General features: G+C 61.0%; 16 protein-coding genes. 7 read left to right on the top strand and 9 right to left on the bottom strand.

Annotated features, from left to right (window positions below):
* The first annotated feature begins 126 nt into the window (after positions 1-126).
* From JFT44_RS08665 to JFT44_RS08645, 5 genes are all read left to right on the top strand, one after another.
* Positions 127-855, top strand: a complete 729-nt coding sequence (locus tag JFT44_RS08665; RefSeq protein ID WP_057959025.1) for an FKBP-type peptidyl-prolyl cis-trans isomerase — start codon at positions 127-129, stop codon at positions 853-855.
* A gap of 429 nt (positions 856-1,284) precedes the next feature.
* On the top strand, positions 1,285-1,740 hold the full coding sequence (locus JFT44_RS08660) for a YkvA family protein (protein ID WP_032863275.1): 456 nt from the start codon (positions 1,285-1,287) through the stop codon (positions 1,738-1,740).
* A 97-nt stretch (positions 1,741-1,837) separates the two neighbouring features.
* Positions 1,838-2,176 (top strand): helix-turn-helix transcriptional regulator, encoded by a 339-nt coding sequence (locus JFT44_RS08655; RefSeq protein ID WP_115127719.1) that lies wholly within the window; start codon positions 1,838-1,840, stop codon positions 2,174-2,176.
* Entirely contained in the window at positions 2,173-2,544 is a 372-nt protein-coding gene (locus tag JFT44_RS08650; protein WP_057440671.1) for a hypothetical protein, read from the top strand. The genes JFT44_RS08655 and JFT44_RS08650 overlap by 4 nt, the downstream gene beginning before the upstream one ends.
* Positions 2,545-2,931, top strand: coding sequence for a tetratricopeptide repeat protein (locus JFT44_RS08645; RefSeq protein WP_057440672.1), 387 nt, complete (start codon positions 2,545-2,547; stop codon positions 2,929-2,931). It begins immediately after the preceding gene.
* Between the two features lie 9 nt (positions 2,932-2,940).
* Here JFT44_RS08645 and JFT44_RS08640 read toward each other — a convergent pair whose 3' ends face one another.
* Positions 2,941-4,698, bottom strand: a complete 1,758-nt coding sequence (locus JFT44_RS08640) for a bifunctional diguanylate cyclase/phosphodiesterase (RefSeq protein WP_057440674.1) — start codon at positions 4,696-4,698, stop codon at positions 2,941-2,943.
* Positions 4,699-4,816: 118 nt separating this feature from the next.
* A complete protein-coding gene (locus JFT44_RS08635) occupies positions 4,817-6,898 on the bottom strand; it encodes a carboxy terminal-processing peptidase (RefSeq protein WP_169960918.1) in 2,082 nt (693 codons plus the stop codon).
* Positions 6,899-7,036: 138 nt separating this feature from the next.
* On the opposite strand from JFT44_RS08635, the gene JFT44_RS08630 reads away from it, so the two are divergent.
* Positions 7,037-7,999 carry a zinc-binding dehydrogenase gene (locus JFT44_RS08630; protein ID WP_057959029.1) on the top strand — a complete coding sequence of 321 codons (963 nt, stop codon included), beginning with the start codon at positions 7,037-7,039 and terminating at the stop codon, positions 7,997-7,999.
* A 161-nt stretch (positions 8,000-8,160) separates the two neighbouring features.
* Here the strand turns inward: JFT44_RS08630 and JFT44_RS08625 are convergent, their stop codons facing one another.
* The 6 genes from JFT44_RS08625 to JFT44_RS08600 form a co-directional block, all read right to left on the bottom strand.
* Positions 8,161-8,814, bottom strand: a complete 654-nt coding sequence (locus JFT44_RS08625) for an HAD family phosphatase (RefSeq protein ID WP_057440676.1) — start codon at positions 8,812-8,814, stop codon at positions 8,161-8,163.
* Between the two features lie 31 nt (positions 8,815-8,845).
* The gene (locus JFT44_RS08620) at positions 8,846-9,835 is read right to left on the bottom strand and encodes an ABC transporter ATP-binding protein (protein WP_057445233.1); all 990 of its coding nucleotides are present in this window, start codon (positions 9,833-9,835) and stop codon (positions 8,846-8,848) included.
* On the bottom strand, positions 9,832-10,632 hold the full coding sequence (locus tag JFT44_RS08615) for an ABC transporter permease (protein WP_057440678.1): 801 nt from the start codon (positions 10,630-10,632) through the stop codon (positions 9,832-9,834). The genes JFT44_RS08620 and JFT44_RS08615 overlap by 4 nt, the downstream gene beginning before the upstream one ends.
* On the bottom strand, positions 10,619-11,464 hold the full coding sequence (locus JFT44_RS08610; protein ID WP_057959030.1) for an ABC transporter permease subunit: 846 nt from the start codon (positions 11,462-11,464) through the stop codon (positions 10,619-10,621). The genes JFT44_RS08615 and JFT44_RS08610 overlap by 14 nt, the downstream gene beginning before the upstream one ends.
* Complete coding sequence (locus tag JFT44_RS08605) at positions 11,461-12,267, bottom strand: alkaline phosphatase family protein (RefSeq protein ID WP_198830553.1); 807 nt, start codon at positions 12,265-12,267, stop codon at positions 11,461-11,463. Before JFT44_RS08605 ends, JFT44_RS08610 begins: the two co-directional genes overlap by 4 nt.
* Before the next feature lie 158 nt (positions 12,268-12,425).
* Entirely contained in the window at positions 12,426-13,493 is a 1,068-nt protein-coding gene (locus JFT44_RS08600) for an ABC transporter substrate-binding protein (protein ID WP_057440683.1), read from the bottom strand.
* A gap of 349 nt (positions 13,494-13,842) precedes the next feature.
* Between JFT44_RS08600 and JFT44_RS08595 the strand changes: the two genes are divergently transcribed.
* On the top strand, positions 13,843-14,556 hold the full coding sequence (locus tag JFT44_RS08595; protein ID WP_057959032.1) for a UTRA domain-containing protein: 714 nt from the start codon (positions 13,843-13,845) through the stop codon (positions 14,554-14,556).
* Here JFT44_RS08595 and JFT44_RS08590 read toward each other — a convergent pair.
* Positions 14,532-16,709 carry a mechanosensitive ion channel family protein gene (locus JFT44_RS08590; RefSeq protein WP_057959033.1) on the bottom strand — a complete coding sequence of 726 codons (2,178 nt, stop codon included), beginning with the start codon at positions 16,707-16,709 and terminating at the stop codon, positions 14,532-14,534. The two genes, JFT44_RS08595 and JFT44_RS08590, sit on opposite strands and share 25 nt — an antisense overlap.
* Positions 16,710-16,764 lie beyond the last annotated feature (55 nt).

Genomic DNA, 16,764 nt, shown 5'->3' with positions numbered 1-16,764 from the left:
ATGCTTTTAAACACGTGAACTTATCAGAAGTTTCCTGCTCACATGCCGGTAGCCATTGGTCGTGGCCGCCTGATAAGCTCGCGACTTTATTCGAATGCCCTTTTGGCGCATGAACAAGGAAATAGCATGAAACAGCATCGGTTGGCGGCGGCGGTGGCCCTGGTTAGCCTGGTACTTGCGGGTTGTGATTCGCAAACCAGCGTAGAGCTGAAAACCCCGGCGCAGAAAGCTTCCTACGGTATCGGCCTGAACATGGGCAAAAGCCTGGCTCAGGAAGGTATGGACGACCTGGACTCCAAGGCCGTGGCCCAAGGCATCGAAGATGCCGTCGGCAAGAAAGAACAGAAGCTGAAAGACGAAGAACTGGTGGAAGCGTTTTCCGCACTGCAGAAGCGTGCTGAAGAACGCATGACCAAGATGAGTGAAGAGTCGGCAGCTGCCGGCAAGAAATACCTCGAAGAAAATGCCAAGAAAGACGGTGTAGTCACCACCGCTTCCGGTCTGCAGTACAAGATCGTGAAGAAAGCCGAAGGCGCCCAGCCCAAGCCAACCGACGTAGTGACTGTTCACTACACCGGCAAGCTGACCAACGGCACCACCTTTGACAGCTCCGTGGATCGCGGTAGCCCGATTGACCTGCCGGTCAGCGGCGTGATCCCGGGTTGGGTCGAAGGCCTGCAACTGATGCACGTGGGTGAGAAGGTCGAGTTGTACATCCCGTCCGACCTGGCCTATGGCGCCCAGAGCCCGAGCCCGGCAATTCCAGCCAACTCCGTACTGGTCTTCGACCTGGAGCTGCTGGCAATCAAGGACCCGGCCAAGGCCGATGCGCCTGAGGCACCGGCTGCCAAGTAAGCCGCTGCAAAACACCCAACGCCCCGTTTTACGGGGCGTTGTTGTTTCTGGTGTGGGGCTTGATCCAATCCGTATGGAAGCTGTCGAGCGCTGGCGAGGCTGCGATAGCGGTGCAGGCAACACTCCTGTTGGCCATGCCGCCGCCATCGCAGCCTCGCTGGGGCTCGATAGCTCCCACAGTTGACCGTGGGGCAAATCAAAACGAACACCTGCGACTTAGAGCAGTCTGATGCAATACCTCGGCACGGCTAGCCGCAGGCGCGCTTCAAGTCAATGAATTCTTGGGTTTTTTTTATGTGCGCAAAAAACGCCCGATCTGACTCAGGGCCTTGTATTACGTGGCTTTCAGCCGCGAAAATGGGCTCTGTTCACAAGGTTATCCACAAGTTGTGTGGATAACCTTTTCTCTTGCCTGGAACTGGAGTGACGATGAAAGCACCCTGGAATTTCACCCGCTTCCTACCGTTGGCCGCCCGCCTGATCGGGCGTGGGCGCCTGCCCACCCTGTTGTTCGCTGTGGCTGCCAAAGGCTCAAGCCAGGGCAATCGCCTGGGTAAGCTCAAGGACGACCTGAAGCTGCTTCAGGCGCTGTGCCTGGCCTACTGGCGTGGCGAGTACCGGGCTATTAGCCCCAAGGCGCTGATCTCGGTGGTGGCGGGGCTGATGTACTTCCTCAGCCCGATTGATGCGATCCCGGACTTCTTGCCCATGTTCGGCATGCTCGATGACATTGCGGTACTGGCCTGGGTCATGAAGAGCCTGGACGGCGAGTTGAGTGCCTTCCGCGCCTGGCGTGAACGCCAGCGCCCGGAGAAGCTGGTGGTGGTGGAGCGTCTGCCCGCAACGCCGCAGCTTCTGGAGCAGGAAAACCCGAAAAAAAACTGAAGGCGCGGATTATCCCCCTGCGCTCTTTGGGGCTGTTAGGATTACACTCCTAAGGAAAGTACTTACTTCGTAAGTGTTGTGATCCTACGGGGCAGTCATGGATATACAAATCATTTCACGGGATGGCGAACCCGAATACGCGGTTCTGCCATGGGCTCAGTACCAGGCGCTGCTAAAAGCCGCCGGTGTGCCGCAACCCGCCACTTCTTCCGCACAGACCCCTCCCGTCGCTACCGAGCAGGACCTGCGTCCCCTGGCACAATTGCGCAGCCTGCGCGAAGCCAAAGGCCTGGCCATCGAGACCTTGGCCCGCACCGTGGGCATCAGCCCGTCCTACCTGGGGTTGATTGAAAGTGGTGAGCGCCAGCCGGATGCTGCGATTCGTCGCAGCCTGGCCTGGGAGTTGGGGATTGCGGGTTGGAGGGATGAAGTGTGAGTGTGCGCATCAGTCGTCAACATTGGGATGGGTTGCTCAATGAACTCGATCAGGCCCGTCGCCAGCGACATCTTTTGACCTACCGTGCGTTGCTGGAGCGTCTGCAATTCCCCACGCCAGCCATGCAAACCCTGACCGCCGCCCTGGAGCACCTGGCGGCTCTGGATGCCAAGGCTGATCAACCGCTGCGCAGTTCACTGGTGATCAGCCAGGGCGCCAGCCGCTTGCCGCGCACCGGTTTTTTTGAATGTGTCGAGCGCCTCGGGCGCTTTTGCGGACCGTCCGATGGCGTTGCTGCGGCGTCGTGGCATGCCTCGGAAGTGGTGCGTGTGTTCGAGTACGAATATCCTGAGTCAGCGGAGGCCTGAGTGTTCTGGAAGCTTAAAGCGTACGCCAGCTATTGGTTGGCCCGCAGGTTGTTTCATTGGTCATGGTTTGTGCGTCAGCCCCGTGGCTGGCACTGGCTGGAGGGTCAGTTTGCGCGCATGGCCAACCTGGGTAATGTCGAGGCCCAAAGTTTCTATGGGCATATCCTGACCTTTCGCGGCCAAGGGCTTGGCGCGCGGGAAGAGGGCGTGCGCTTGCTGCGCCTGGCGGGCCAGGCCGGTGATGGCAAGGCCGCTTATCAGGTGGGGGTGTTGAGCCTGGCGGGCAGCCTGGGCAAGGCCCCAGACCCGGCCGAAGCCGCACGCTGGTGGACCATTGCCGCCAAGGCCGGGCATCCGCTGGCGCAGATACGCCTGGAGCAGTTGTAAGGGCCGGCCTTACAGAAGTTCGCGGCTGTCGAGGACGTGGATGCTGTAGCCGGCCACGTTCTTGGCGTGATGCTTGGCCTGCGAGGCCAGTTCCGCCAACTGGCTGGCATCCAGATATCCACAGCTCAGCGGATGCAGGTGCACCACGCCAATGGACAGCGACAGCAAGGCAAACTCCTGGCGCACCCCCTGGCGATTCAGGGCGATAAAACAGCCCGCGTCCAAATGCTCGCTGCGGTAGAAGCGCCGGCATTGGGTCTGGAAATCGTCCACCAATTGGTTGAGACGCTTGCGCCAGTCCTGGGCACCCAGTACCAGGAGAAAATCATCGCCGCCGATATGCCCGACAAAATCGCGGCTGGGGTCCACCCGGTCGTTCAGGCACTGTGCCAGGCACAGCAATACCTCATCGCCTCGGCCATAGCCGTAGATGTCATTGAACGGCTTGAAACTGTCGATATCCACATAGCAAATCACCGATTCGCGCTGCTGCTGCAACAGTCGCGTCAGGCACTGCTGGATCGGCACGTTGCCCGGTAGCAGGGTCAGTGGGTTGGCGTAGCGCGCCTGCTGGATTTTCAGTTCGGTAATCAGCTTGAGCACGTCGATCACTCGTCCCAGGCCCAGGTAGTTGCCGTTCTGGGTGATGATGAAATCTTCTTCGATGCGCTGCCGCGCGCGGCTGGTCAGCAGGCGGCTGACCTGTTGCAACGACTGGCTCAACTCCACGGCCAGGAAGTCGTCGCTCATCAGGCGGCTGATCGGCTTGCGCGCAAACAGGTCGGTGGCAAATGGCTTGAGCAGGACGTCGGACAACGAGTGCCGATGCACGATGCCGATGGGCTGGCCGCGCCCATCCAGGACCGCCAGGGAGTTGAGATTGGCCTGGCTGCGAAACGCTTCCAGGACTTTTGCTGTGGCGGTGTCCTGGGCCACGGCCGGTTGCTCGTTGAGCAGGGCGCTGAGGTCACTGGCGTCTTCATTGAGCGAGACGCTGGTGCTGTCAGGCTTGGCCAGCATCAACCTTGCTTCGATCGGCGGATGTTCCTGGGGACGGCACAGCAGGTAGCCCTGGATCAGGTCCACGCCCATTTCCGTGAGCACCGCCAGTTCCTCCGGCAACTCGATGCCTTCGGCAATCACCTGTGCGCGGGAGGCCTTGGCGATCTGTAGGATCGAGCCGACGAACTCGCGCTTGAGCGCATCCTGATGAATGCCGTCGATAAAGTGCCGGTCGATTTTCACGTAGTCCGGGCGTAACTCAGACCACAGGCGCAGGCTGGAGTAACCGGCGCCCAAGTCATCCAGGGCAATCGAAAAACCCATGTCGCGGTAGTGGTGCAGGGCGGTCTGCAGCAGTTGGAAGTCGTCGGTCGGCGCTTGCTCCGTGAGTTCGATCACGATCTGGCTGGGCGCGATTCCGTACTCGCGCAGCATCTGCAGGGTGCGCCCCGGTTGATGGGTGGTTTCCAGCAGGGACTCGGGCGAGACGTTGAGAAACAGCTTGCCTGGCAGCGCCTGCTCGCTGAAGCGCTTGCAGGCACTTTGCCTGCAGGCTATCTCCAGTTCATTCAGGCGTCCGGCCTGGCGCGCCACGCAAAACAACGCAAGGGGCGAGTGCAGCGGGCTGTTGGACGGGCCGCGGCTCAGGGCTTCGTAGCCAAGGATACGGCGTTCGCTGAGGCTGATAATCGGTTGGAACAGACTGTGCAGACTGCCTTGAGCCAGGATGGAGCCCAGGGCATGCAGCTGTTCGGTCATGGTCATGATGATCTCGGTCGAAAAAAAAGGACCGGGTGCCTGGGGCACCCGGTCCTTCATTTCACGACAGAATGATGTCTGTTTGATGACGCTCAGTGGAGCGGAGACATTAAATTGCCATCATCTACTGCTTGGCGACTGCCTTACTGGTTTTCAGGTAGTCCAGCAGAATCCGCCCGGTCTCACTCAGGTAGGCGTCGTCTTCCGGCTTGGTCTTTTCAGGTTCGGTCGGCAGCGCGTCTTCGTCTTCTTTCTTCAGCTCCTTGAGCGGATCTTCACCCTTGGCCTTGCGACGGATGTTTTCCAGGGCCAGTTGCTGGTTCTCGATCGCGGTGTGCTGCGCGCGACGGTCCACTTCATTGAGGCTGACGGTCTTCTCGGCCATCAGCTTCTTGGCCAGGGCCAGCTTGTCGCGGATAAACACAAACTCGGCATCCTTGGCGGAGCGCAGGTCATGTTCGGCCTTGAGCTGGGCCAGGTACGGCTTGAAGGGATCGGACGCCGGCTTGATAGCCGGGCGGATGGTGTCCCACGGCATGGCTTCAGGCAGGGCGCTTTCGCCGATTTCCTTGGTGTCGATGAGCGACGGGAAATCAATGTCCGGCAGTACGCCCTGGTGCTGGGTGCTCTGGCCGGAAACCCGGTAGAACTTGGCCAGGGTCAGCTTCAGTTCGCCATGGTTAAGCGGCTGGATTGTCTGCACCGTGCCTTTGCCGAAGGTCTGGCCACCGATGATCAGCGCGCGGTGGTAGTCCTGCATCGCGCCGGCAAAAATCTCCGAGGCCGAGGCCGAGAGACGGTTGACCAGCAGTGCCAGCGGGCCCTTGTAGAAGGCCCCCGGGTTTTCGTCTTCCAGTACATCCACGCGGCCGTCAGCGTTGCGCACCAACACGGTCGGGCCCTTGTCGATGAACAGGCTGGTCAGCTCGGTGGCTTCCTGCAACGAGCCGCCGCCGTTGTTGCGCAGGTCGATGACCACGCCGTCAACCTTCTCTTTGGTCAGCTCGGTGAGGATTTTTTTCACATCGCGGGTGGTGCTCTTGTAGTCCGGATCGCCGGCACGGAAGGCCTTGAAGTCCAGGTAGAACGCCGGGATCTCAATGACGCCCAGCTTGTAGTCCTTGCCATCCTGCTTGAGGTTGAGGACTTTCTTCTGCACGGCCTGGTCTTCGAGCTTCACCGCTTCGCGGGTGATCGACACGATCTTGCTGGTCTGGTCATTCGGTGCATTGGTGTGGGGAATCACTTCCAGGCGCACCACGCTGCCCTTGGGCCCGCGGATCAGCTTAACTACTTCGTCCAGGCGCCAGCCGACCACGTCGACCATCTCTTTGTCAGCCTGGGCCACGCCGATGATCTTGTCGGCCGGGGCGACCTGCTTGGTCTTGTCCGCAGGGCCTGCCGGCACCAGGCGCACGATCTTCACCTGATCGTTGTCGCTCTGCAGCACGGCCCCGATGCCTTCAAGGGACAGACTCATGTTGATATCAAAATTTTCCGCGTTATCTGGCGACAGATAATTGGTGTGCGGATCGTAGGACATCGCGAAGGTGTTGATATACGCCTGGAAGATATCCTCGGCGCGGGTCTGGTCCAGGCGGCTCAATTGATTCTTGTAGCGCTTGGTCAGCAGCTCCTGGATCGCCTTGGGCTCTTTGCCGGCGATCTTCAGGCGCAGGACTTCATCTTTGACGCGCTTGCGCCACAGGTCATCCAGGGCGGCGGTGCTGGTCAGCCATGGGGCCTCCTTGCGATCCACCAGCAGGGTTTCCTTCTGGGTGAAGTCGAGCTTGTCGACGCCTTTGTTCAACTCACCCAGAGCGAAGTCCAGACGCGCTTTGACACGGTCCAGGTAACGCTTATAGATGGTGAAGCCAGGTTGCAGGTCGCCGCTCTTGAGGAAGTCGTCGAACTGGGTCTTCCATTTGTCGAACTCGGCCACATCGCTGGCCAGGAAGTAGCTGCGCGAGGGATCCAGCAGCTTGAGATAGCTGTCATAGATAATCACCGAGCGCGCATCGTCCAACGGCGGTTTGCTGTAATGGTGGCGCTTGAGCAACTCAACGACGTTAAGGCTGGCAATCACCTCATCGCGATCAGGCTGAAGTTTGTCCCAGCTGTTGGCTGCGAACGTATTGGTCGACAGCGGCAACAGGCCGAGACCAATGAAAAGAGCGAGGGCGGTACTGGGGAACAAATGCTTCATGCTGATTCGACGCGGGGGCAATTGATAACGCATATTAGGCCGTCTTTGAAGTCGCCGGTTCCATTTGGGCCGGTCGCATAATGCAAAAAGCCCGGCGCTACAGCAACGGGCTCAGTCCAGACTCACTATGGAGGCACTGTGAAAGCATTGCAAGGCGTTGAAGGTCATGTGGAGTGGGTTGAGACCCCGAGTCCTACGTGCGATGTAGGGCAAGTTCGCATTCAGGTGGCGGCAGCCGGCCTGAATCGGGCGGATTTATTACAGCGTGCAGGGCTCTATCCGCCACCGCCCGGGGCCAGTGAGGTGCTGGGCCTGGAGTGTTCCGGGGTAATCAGCGAGGTTGGCGCCGGCTCGTCCTGGCAAGTGGGGGATCGGGTCTGTGCGCTGCTGGCGGGCGGCGGCATGGCCCAGGAAGTGGTGGTGGACGCGCGCCACGTGCTGCCGGTGCCGGAAGGTCTGTCCCTGGCCGAAGCCGCTGCGCTGCCCGAGGTGTACAGCACCGCCTGGCTCAACCTGTTCCAACTGGCGGCGCTCAAGCCCGGGGAAAAGGTGCTGTTGCACGCTGGTGCCAGTGGCGTCGGCTCGGCGGCGATCCAGCTGTGCAAGGCCTTTGGCAGCCCGTGCTGGGTCAGCGTCGGCTCGGCGGACCGCCTGGCCTATTGCGAAGACCTCGGCGCCCAGGGCGGTGTGGTACGTACCGACGGCATCGAGAGCCTGGGGGATTTTGGCCCGTTCGACGTGATTCTCGATCCGGTGGGCGGCAACTATGCGGCCATTAACCTCAAACTCCTGGCCCGCGATGGGCGTTGGGTATTGATCGGCTTGATGGGCGGGCGCGAGGCCCAGTTGGACCTGGCGCAGGTGCTGGCCAAGCGCGTGCAGGTGCTGGGCTCGACCTTGCGCAGCCGTGATGATCAATTCAAAGCGGATCTGTTGAGCGATCTGGGCCAGCAGGTGTGGCCGTTGTTTGGCGAAGGGCGGCTGAGCCCGCAGTTGGCCAAGACCTTCCCGATCAAGGACGCGGAAGCAGCGTTTGCGGAGCTGGCGACCAACCAGATTTCCGGGAAGCTGGTGCTGGTGATCGACGAGAGCCTGGCTTGAGGCCAGTCCAGGGTTGAAATGCAGCCCAGGGTGGGAGCGGGGCTGCTTGCGATAGCGGTGTGTCAGTAACAGACCTTAACTTGATATACCGCTATCGCAGGCAAGCCAGCTCCCACATTTGCTCCCATATTTGATTGGGTTTCAATGCCAAAAATGGGCCTTCAGGTCCACTGGTGGATCGGCCATCCGGCCTGTTCGGCGTGGGCCTGCAGTACCGGGTCCGGGTTCACCACCTGCGGGAAATCGACCTTGCTCAACAGCGGCAAGTCATTGCGCGAATCCGAATAGAAATACGCACCCTCCAGGCTTTCACCTTCCTGCTCCAGCCATTGCGTCAAGCGGGCGACCTTGCCTTCACGGTACGTCAGTACACCCACGGTCTTGCCGCTGTACACCCCGTGGGCCACGTCCAGTTCAATCCCCAGTACTTCATCAATGCCAATGCGTGCGGCAATCGGCGTGACCAGGTGCGTGCCCGAGGCCGAGATCACCAGGATCCGGTCCCCGTTCTGCCGGTGGCGGGCGATGGTCTTGGTGGCGTCGCTGTAGATCAGCGGCTCGATAATATCTTCCACCCACGGCTCGACCAGGTGCGCGACTTCTTCCGGGGTGCGCCCGATCATCGGTTCCAGGCTGAAGTCCATGAACTCTTCCATGGCCAGCTCGCCGCGGCTGTAGGCGGCCATCAGTTCGTTGTTCTTGCGCATGAACGAATCGGGGTCCACCCAGCCCAGGCGGCCCATTTGTTCGCTCCACAAGGTGGCGCAGTCGCCGTGGATCAGGGTGTCGTCCAGATCAAAAATTACCAAAGCCATCAGTCATGCTTCCTCAATAAACACTGCATCCTCAGGCTACCTCACACAGTGCGCTGGGATCGATGGAAAGTGCCAGGCGTTGCCCGTCTGGGTGAAGATCCTGGGCCGAGCGGTTGAGTACGTCCACCACCAATTCAACGCCCCGGGCTTCGACGCGATAGCGAATCACATTACCCAGCAGGCTGTGGCTGCGCACCAGAGCGTCCAGCTCACCGTTGCGGTTCAGTTCGATGGACTCGGGACGGATCGCAATACGGCTGCTGACCGGACGCTGCAATAGCTTGCTGGCCTGCTCGGCGTCCAGCAGGTTGTAGTTGCCGATAAAACCGGCGGCGAAGGCGTCCACGGGGGCGGTGTACAGGGTTTCAGCGTCGCCGCTTTGTACGATCTTGCCCTGGTTCATCAGGAAGATGCGGTCGGACATGACCAGGGCTTCTTCCTGGTCATGGGTCACAAAAATCGTGGTCAGCCCCAGTTCGCGCTGGATCTGACGGATCTGCTCGCGCAGGTGTTTGCGAATCCGCGCATCCAGTGCCGACAGCGGCTCATCGAGCAGCAGCAGGCGCGGGCGGGTGACCAGGGAGCGGGCGAGGGCGACGCGCTGGCACTGGCCCCCGGACATCTGGTGCGGATAGCGCCCGGCCAGGTCCTTGAGCTCGACCAGTTGCAGCACTTCCTGCACCCGCTGGTGGCTGTCATCGGCGTTGACCTTCTGCATACGCAGGCCGAAGGCGACGTTCTGTTCCACGGTCATGTTGGGGAACAGCGCGTAGCTCTGGAACACCATGCCGATATGGCGCTTCTGCGGGCTCAGCGGCACGATATCCTGGCCGTCCAGGAGGATCTGCCCACTGTCCACCGGCGTCAGCCCGGCGATGCAGCGCAGCAGCGTGGATTTGCCGCAACCGGACGGGCCAAGCAGGGTGACGAATTCGCCCTTGGCGATCTGGCAGTTGATATCACTGAACACCGGGGTGGCGGCGTAGCTTTTTTGCAGGTGCTGGACGCTGACGAAGCTCATTGGCTTTTGTCCTTGTTCAAGAAGTTGGCGGCCCAGGTGAGCAGCAGCACGAAAAGGAAATAGGAGATGACCACGGCGCTGGTGAAGTGGCCGCTGCTGTTACGCATGTTGTTGAGGTACACCTGCAAGGTCTCGTAGCGCGTGCCGACAAGGATGTTGGCGAACACAAACTCGCCGAACAGGAACGAGAACGACAGCAGCAACGCCACCATCAAGCCCTTGCGCAGGTTCGGCAGCACCACCAGGATCGCCGCCTGCCAGGTGCTGGCGCCGAGCAGTTGGGCGGCGTCCATCAGGTCACGCAGGTTGATCGCCTGCAGGTTGTTGGTGATCGCGCGGTACATGAACGGCAGTGCCACGGTGAAGTAGCAGCCAATCAGGATCCACGGTGTGCCGACCATCGCCAGCGGCCCCGAGCCATACAGCTGTAACAGGCCCACCGAGGACACCACCGGTGGCACCGCGAAAGGCAGCAGGATCAGGATATTCATCAGCGCGTCGAGCCTGGGGAAGTGGTAGTGCACCACGAACAGCAGCGGCAGGATCAGCACCACCGACAGGATCAGTGCGCCGACACACACCAGCAGCGATTGGCCAAAGGCATGCAAAAAGCGCGGGTCGCTCCACAGCTGTACATACCATTCAAAGGTAAAACCGGCGGGCAGGATGGTGGCCGACCAACTGCTGGCAAGGGAGTACACCAGGGTGCCAATCAGCGGCAGCACCAGGATCGCGAACAGCAGGTACACCACCACGCGATGATAGAGGGCGACGGGGCTGGCTTCAGCGCGAGACATGGTAGCTCCTCTTGAGCAACAGTTGATGGACCACGGTGACCACGGTCATCAGCGCCACCAGGATGACGGCCAGGGCGCTGGCCATGTTCGGGTCCAGGGAAATATCGCCGGAAACCATCGCCGCAATGCGGATCGGCAGCACGTTGAAGTTGCCGGTGGTCAACGCATACACCGTGGCATAGGCGCCCAGGGCATTGGCCACCAGGATCACGAAGGTGCCCAGCAGCGCCGGCGTCAGCACCGGCAGGCCGATATGCCGCCAGTACTGCCAGCCATTGGCGCCCAGGAGTGCTGCGGACTCGCGCCAGTCTTCACGCAGAGCATCGAAGGCCGGGTACAGCAGCAACACGCCCAGGGGGATCTGGAAATAGGTGTACAGGATGATCAGGCCGGTCTTGGAGTACAGGTTGAAGTCCTGAATGATCCCGGCCTGCTTGAGCATGATGGTGATGCTGCCGTTGAACCCCAGCAGGATGATGAAGGCAAAGGCCAGGGGCACGCCGGAGAAGTTGCTGGTCATGTTGGCGAAGGCGGTGACGAAGTTGCGCAGCGGCGAATCCACCTTGCGCAATGAGTAACTGCCGAGCACGGCAATGATGATGCCGAAGACGCTGGAGTAGAAACTCAGTTCCAGGCTGTACTGGATCGCCTGCAAGTAGAACTTCGAGCTGAAGATCTTGCTGAAGTTGGCCAGGCCCCAGCCGAACTCTTCCGATTGCAGGCTGTTGACCATCACCCAGAACAGCGGCGCGATCTGGAACACGATGAAAAACAGGGCGAAAGGCACCAGGCACAAGGCGGCCAGCCACTTACCACGGATCACTGAACTCACTTCAACAGCTCCTGGCAGACAGGTTTGTCGTGGGCAACGCCAAGCAGGGCGCAGACGGTGCCGCAGATATCGGTTTGCCTGGGTTGGGCCTCGGGCTCGAGGCTGAAGGCATCACCGAACACAAACAGCGGCACTTCGCGCTCTTCCGGCAGCAGGCCGTTGTGGGAGCGGTCGTTGTTCATGCCGTGGTCGGCGGTGACCAGCACCTGGTAGCCGGTGTCGAGCCAGCTTTGCAGGTAGTCGGCGAGGATGATGTCCGCCGAGCGGGCGCTGTTACGGTATTGCGCGGTGTCGAGGCCGTGCCTGTGGCCGGCGTCGTCGATGTTCATCGGGTGTACCAGCAAAAAGTTCGGCGCGTGCTTGAGGCGCAGGCTCTCGGCATCGGCAAACAGGTGAGCGTCGGGGTAATGATCGCTCCAGTAGAAGTGCCCGTGCTGGATTGCCAGCGCCGGGTCGTCGGTATGCCGGTCGCGGGCGGCGATAAACGGCGAGCGGTTATACAGCTCGCTGACCCAATGGTAGGCCGCCGCCGCAGTGGTCAAGCCGGCGTCGGTGGCGTAATGGAAAATGCTGCGCTGGTTGGACAGGCGCGAAACGTTGTTGTGGACAATGCCACTGTCGATCGGCGTTACGCCGGTCAGGATGCATTCGTACAGCGGGCGTGAGAGGGCGGGCAATTCGCATTCCAGCTTGTACAGCGCTGCGCGCCCGGCGCCGACGTAGGCCTGGAGATGCCCCATGGCATGCCGGGCGACCTCGTAATTGAGACCGTCGAGCACCACAAGGATGACGTTGTGCTTCATAGGGGCAGGGGCTCCGCGACAAATTGGGCTTGATTCGGTGGATCTTCTGGAACCGGATCAACTGTGGGAGCTGGCTTGCCTGCGATAACGGTGCATCAGCCGATACACGTGCTGAATGTCGTACCGCTATCGCCGGCAAGGCAGCTCCCACCCAGGGCTTATTGCATGTTGATGATGACTTCTTCCTGCCACTTCTGCGGCAGCGCCTTGGAGGTCTTCTCCCAGGCATCGGCGTCCTTGATCGGAGTCACGCCTTTGTATTGCTCGTCAGGCAGCAGCTTGGCTTTCACTTCAGGTGGCAGGGTCAGGTGTTCGGCACGGATCGGCCGCGCATTGCCCTTGGCCAGGTTGATTTGCCCGGCATCACTGAAGATGTATTCGCGGGTCAGCTTGGCCGCGTTGGGGTGCTTGGCGTATTTGTTGATGATGGTGGTGTAGCCGGAAATCACCGAGCCATCCGAGGGGATCAGCACCACGTAGTCATCCGGGTTGGCCATCTTGGCCTTGTAGCTCAGGCCGTTGAAGTCCCAGACCACGCCCACTTCCACTTCGCCCTTTTCCATGGTGGCGATGGTCGGGTTGGCCAGGGAGATACGGCCCTGCTTGGCGATTTCGGCAAACATCAGCAGCGCCGGCTGGATGTTTTTCTCGTCACCACCGGTGGCCAGGGCGGCGGCCAGTACACCGTTGGCGGCCTGGGCGGCGGTGCTCACGTCACCAATCGAAACCTTGTATTTGCCGGTTTTCAGGTCAGACCACTTGGTCGGCACTTCGGAGCCGTGCAACAGCTTTTTGTTGACGATAAACGCAATGGTGCCGGTGTAGGCCAGGGCCCAGTTGCCGTCCTTGTCCTTGGCCCAATCCGGGATCTGTTCCCAGGTGCTTGGCTTGTAGGGTTGGGTCACGCCCTGCTTGACCGCAATCGGTCCGAAGGCTGCGCCCACGTCGCCGATATCGGCGCTGGCATTGTCTTTTTCTGCGGCGAACTTGGCGATTTCCTGGGCCGAGCTCATATCGGTGTCCATGTGCTTGAGGCCGTACTTGGCCGCCAGGTCTTCCCAGGTGCCTTTCCAGTTGGCCCAGTTATCGGGCATGCCGACGCTGTTCACAGCGCCTTCTGCCTTGGCGGCAGCTTCCAGGGTTTTCAAATCGGTGTCAGCGGCCATGGCGGCGGTGCACATGGCAATGGTCGAGCCTAACAGTGATGCCAGGAAAAGCTGTTTCATCCGAAGCTCCTTTGGGCGTTTTCAACGCTGCGATTTTTTGATGGCGCGGTGGGTTTGGTCTAGGTCAGCAATACACGAGCCAATTTAGGCGCGATGGATGACAGTTTTATGTCGGTGTCGTTTTTAAAGCGCCTGGGCAGGTACTTGCCGGGTAAGCGTAGACCAAGGCCAGGCCCCCGTAATTCTTGGACTTGGCCGATGTATTGCAGGGCGTGTGGGGCAGTGTCACGAGGCGCTGTCATCTGTCGGTCATGTGTGATGCCTAGGCTGGCACGCAACAGCCGCCGCTCATTTCAGGGGCATTTGGCGCACCCAAACAGTGCTGGCCTAGTCCAGATAGGTAACGTTGATGCGTGATGAGGCAACCAAAGCGGTGACAGCCATTGGCCTGGCGCTGCAAGAGCAGATCAGCCACGGTTTGTTGAGCCCGACGAGCAAACTGCCCGCCGAGCGCAAACTCAGTGAGTTGTTTAGTACCACCCGCATTACGGTGCGCGAGGCCTTGCTGCAACTGGAGGCCCAGGGCCAGATCTACCGCGAGGAGCGCCGTGGCTGGTTTGTCTCGCCGCCCCGGTTGGCCTACAACCTGATGCAGCGCAGCCACTTCCACGCCATGGTCAGCGCCCAGGGGCGAGTGCCTTCTACCGAAGTCATCTCGGCACGCCTGCAACCGGCTTCGGCCGCGGTCTGCGCGTGGCTGCAACTGCCGGCACTGTCCAGCGTGATCCAGATCTGCCGGCGGCGGCGTATTGATGGGCGGCTGGTGCTGTATGTGGAGCACTACCTCAACCCCCAGTATTTTCCGGGGATCCTGGCGTGTGACCTGAACGAGTCGATGACTGAGTTGTACGCCCGCAAGTACGACCTGCACTACGGGCGCGTGCGCTTTGAGATTGTGCCGACTTCTCTACAGGTAGAAGCGGCAGCCGCCTTGAAAGTCTCGGCGGGCAGCCCCGGGCTGCGGATCGCCCGGGTCAATTACGATCAGCATCAGCGCCTGATCGACTGCGATCTGGAGTTCTGGCGCCATGATGCGATTCATGTCGGGGTGGATGTGACCTGAGCTTCCTGCGGCCCACTCGCCGCCGTCACCACTTGCACGCTCAAGCGCGGCATCGCCAGGTCCATCCCGGCCTCATCCAGGTGGCGCTTGAGCGACAGGTTGAACGCCCGCGACACTTCCCACTGCTTGATCGGCGCGGTCTTGAAGCGCGCACGCAGGATGGCGTTGCCGGACTCGAAGCTTTCCACACCCTGGAACTCCAGGGGCGACCAGATATTGCGGCGTTGCAGCGGGTCGGCGCGCATTTTCTGGCCGACGTCGCGCATCAGCTTGATCGCGGTGTCGATGTCCATGCTGGCTGGCACCGCTACGCGGAAAATCGCGTAGCCGAATTCCCGCGAGTAGTTCTTGATGCTCTTGATCTCGCTGAACGGGATGGTGTGGACGATGCCGTCGATATCGCGCAGGCGCACGGTACGGATGGTCAGGCCCTCGACGGTGCCAAGGTGGCCGCCGACATCCACATAGTCATCAATGGCCAGGGAGTCTTCGATGATGATGAACAGGCCGGTGATCAAGTCCGCCACCAGTGACTGCGCACCAAAACCGATGGCCAGGCCGATCACACCGGCACCGGCCAGCAGGGGCGTGACGTTCATGCCCATGTTCGCCAGGGCGACAATGGCGGCGATGATGAAGATGGTCACGAACAGCACGTTGCGGATCAACGGCATCATGGTCTGCGCCCGCGCATTAGCCAGGCCTTTGCGCGAGCGGGTGAGGGCGTGGTGGATCGCGGTGTCGCTGAGGATCCAGATCAGCCAGGCGAACAGCAGGGTACCGGCAAGGCCGAACAGCTTGACGCTGATTTCATGTCCGTCGCCTTCGGTAAAGCGGATCAGCGACCAGCCCCAGACCCGCAGGCCGAGTTCGATAAACACCAGCCACACCATCAGATGGGCCAGGGTGTAGACAAAGCTTTTCAGGCGCTCGGAATACAGCGCATGGCGCTTGTGCCCGCGCTGGGGCTTGAGGGCGTGGCGGCGCACCAGGCCGTTGATCACCATGCACAGCACCAGCAACACCGTGCACAGCAATGACTGGCGCAAGGCGGTGCTGGTATCGCCGGCGGACACGAAGGTGGCAAACAGCGAAATGCCCACCAGCAGCAGCGCGGGCAGGTACCAGAAGGTGCCGACGATCTCGATCGTATCGCTCAATGCGCGGCGGGTCAGGCGCCGGGACAGTGGCTGGTTGCGGATCAGGTGGGCGATGGGCCGGCGGAAACGCAGGATAAACACGCCGGTGGACAGTGCCGCGAGGACATTGGCGACGGTCGCGGCGCTGTGGGCCAGGTGCGTACCCAGGGCTTCGGTCAGGCGCGGATCACTCAAGGCCTCGCCGAAAGCGGCGAAGCTGCCGATCAGCCACAGCGGGCGAAACGCCTGGTGGCGCAGGATATACAGCGCCCGGTGACGGTGCGGGCCGTCGAGCACGGAAAAGGCGATGACGCAGATCGCTGAAAAACACGTGCCGACCACCAGCGCGTACGCCAGCACCATCGCCAGGGATTTGCCCAGGGACGAGGGCAGGGCGTAGCTGAGGTAGACGGTGATCACCAGGGCAATCAGCCAGGGGCCGAGCTTGCGCAGGGCAAAGCGCAGCATGTCCCAGGTCTTGGGGTGTTGCGGCAATTCTTCACTGAGGCCAAAGCGCAGGCGCACCCGATGGCTGAGCCAGATCAGCGCGGCCGCGAGCAGGCTCCAGAGCATCAGCACCACGGCAAAGCCAAAGATAATCGGCAGCCATTCGCTGGCGGGCAGCATCAGCGCGCCCAGCTCGGTCCTGGCCTGGGCGAATTCGACGGACCAGCGATTGAGTGGGCTGTCGGCGCCGGACAGCTGTTGCTCCAGGCTGGCCAGGGTGCCGCCGATCAGGCTCAGCACCCCTTGCTCGGCAGCCGGCTGGGCTTTTTTCGTGGCTTCGCGCAGCTTTTTCAGGTCGGCCAGCAGCTTGGTGCGCTGCTGGTCGTTTTCCAGGGTCTTGATCACCTCGTCCAAAGACTGCCCCAGCGGCACGTCGGCCTGTGGCTGGGCTTTGGTGGTGCTGCCCAGCATGCCGGGCAGGCCGACCGCCTGGGCAGGGGCGATGGGCAACAGGATCAGCAGGCAAAGGAGCAGGCAGTGTGGCAGAGCAAACAGACGGGCAAGCACGAGGCGGTCAACCTTGAATACGATGGATCGCCCGAGTGTACGAGGGCGCTATGCC

The organism is Pseudomonas sp. MF5691 (assembly GCF_016405645.1).
Taxonomy (GTDB): domain Bacteria; phylum Pseudomonadota; class Gammaproteobacteria; order Pseudomonadales; family Pseudomonadaceae; genus Aquipseudomonas; species Aquipseudomonas shahriarae.
The sequence above is the reverse complement of the archived record's forward strand: the minus strand, read 5'-3'. Positions and strand labels throughout refer to the sequence as shown.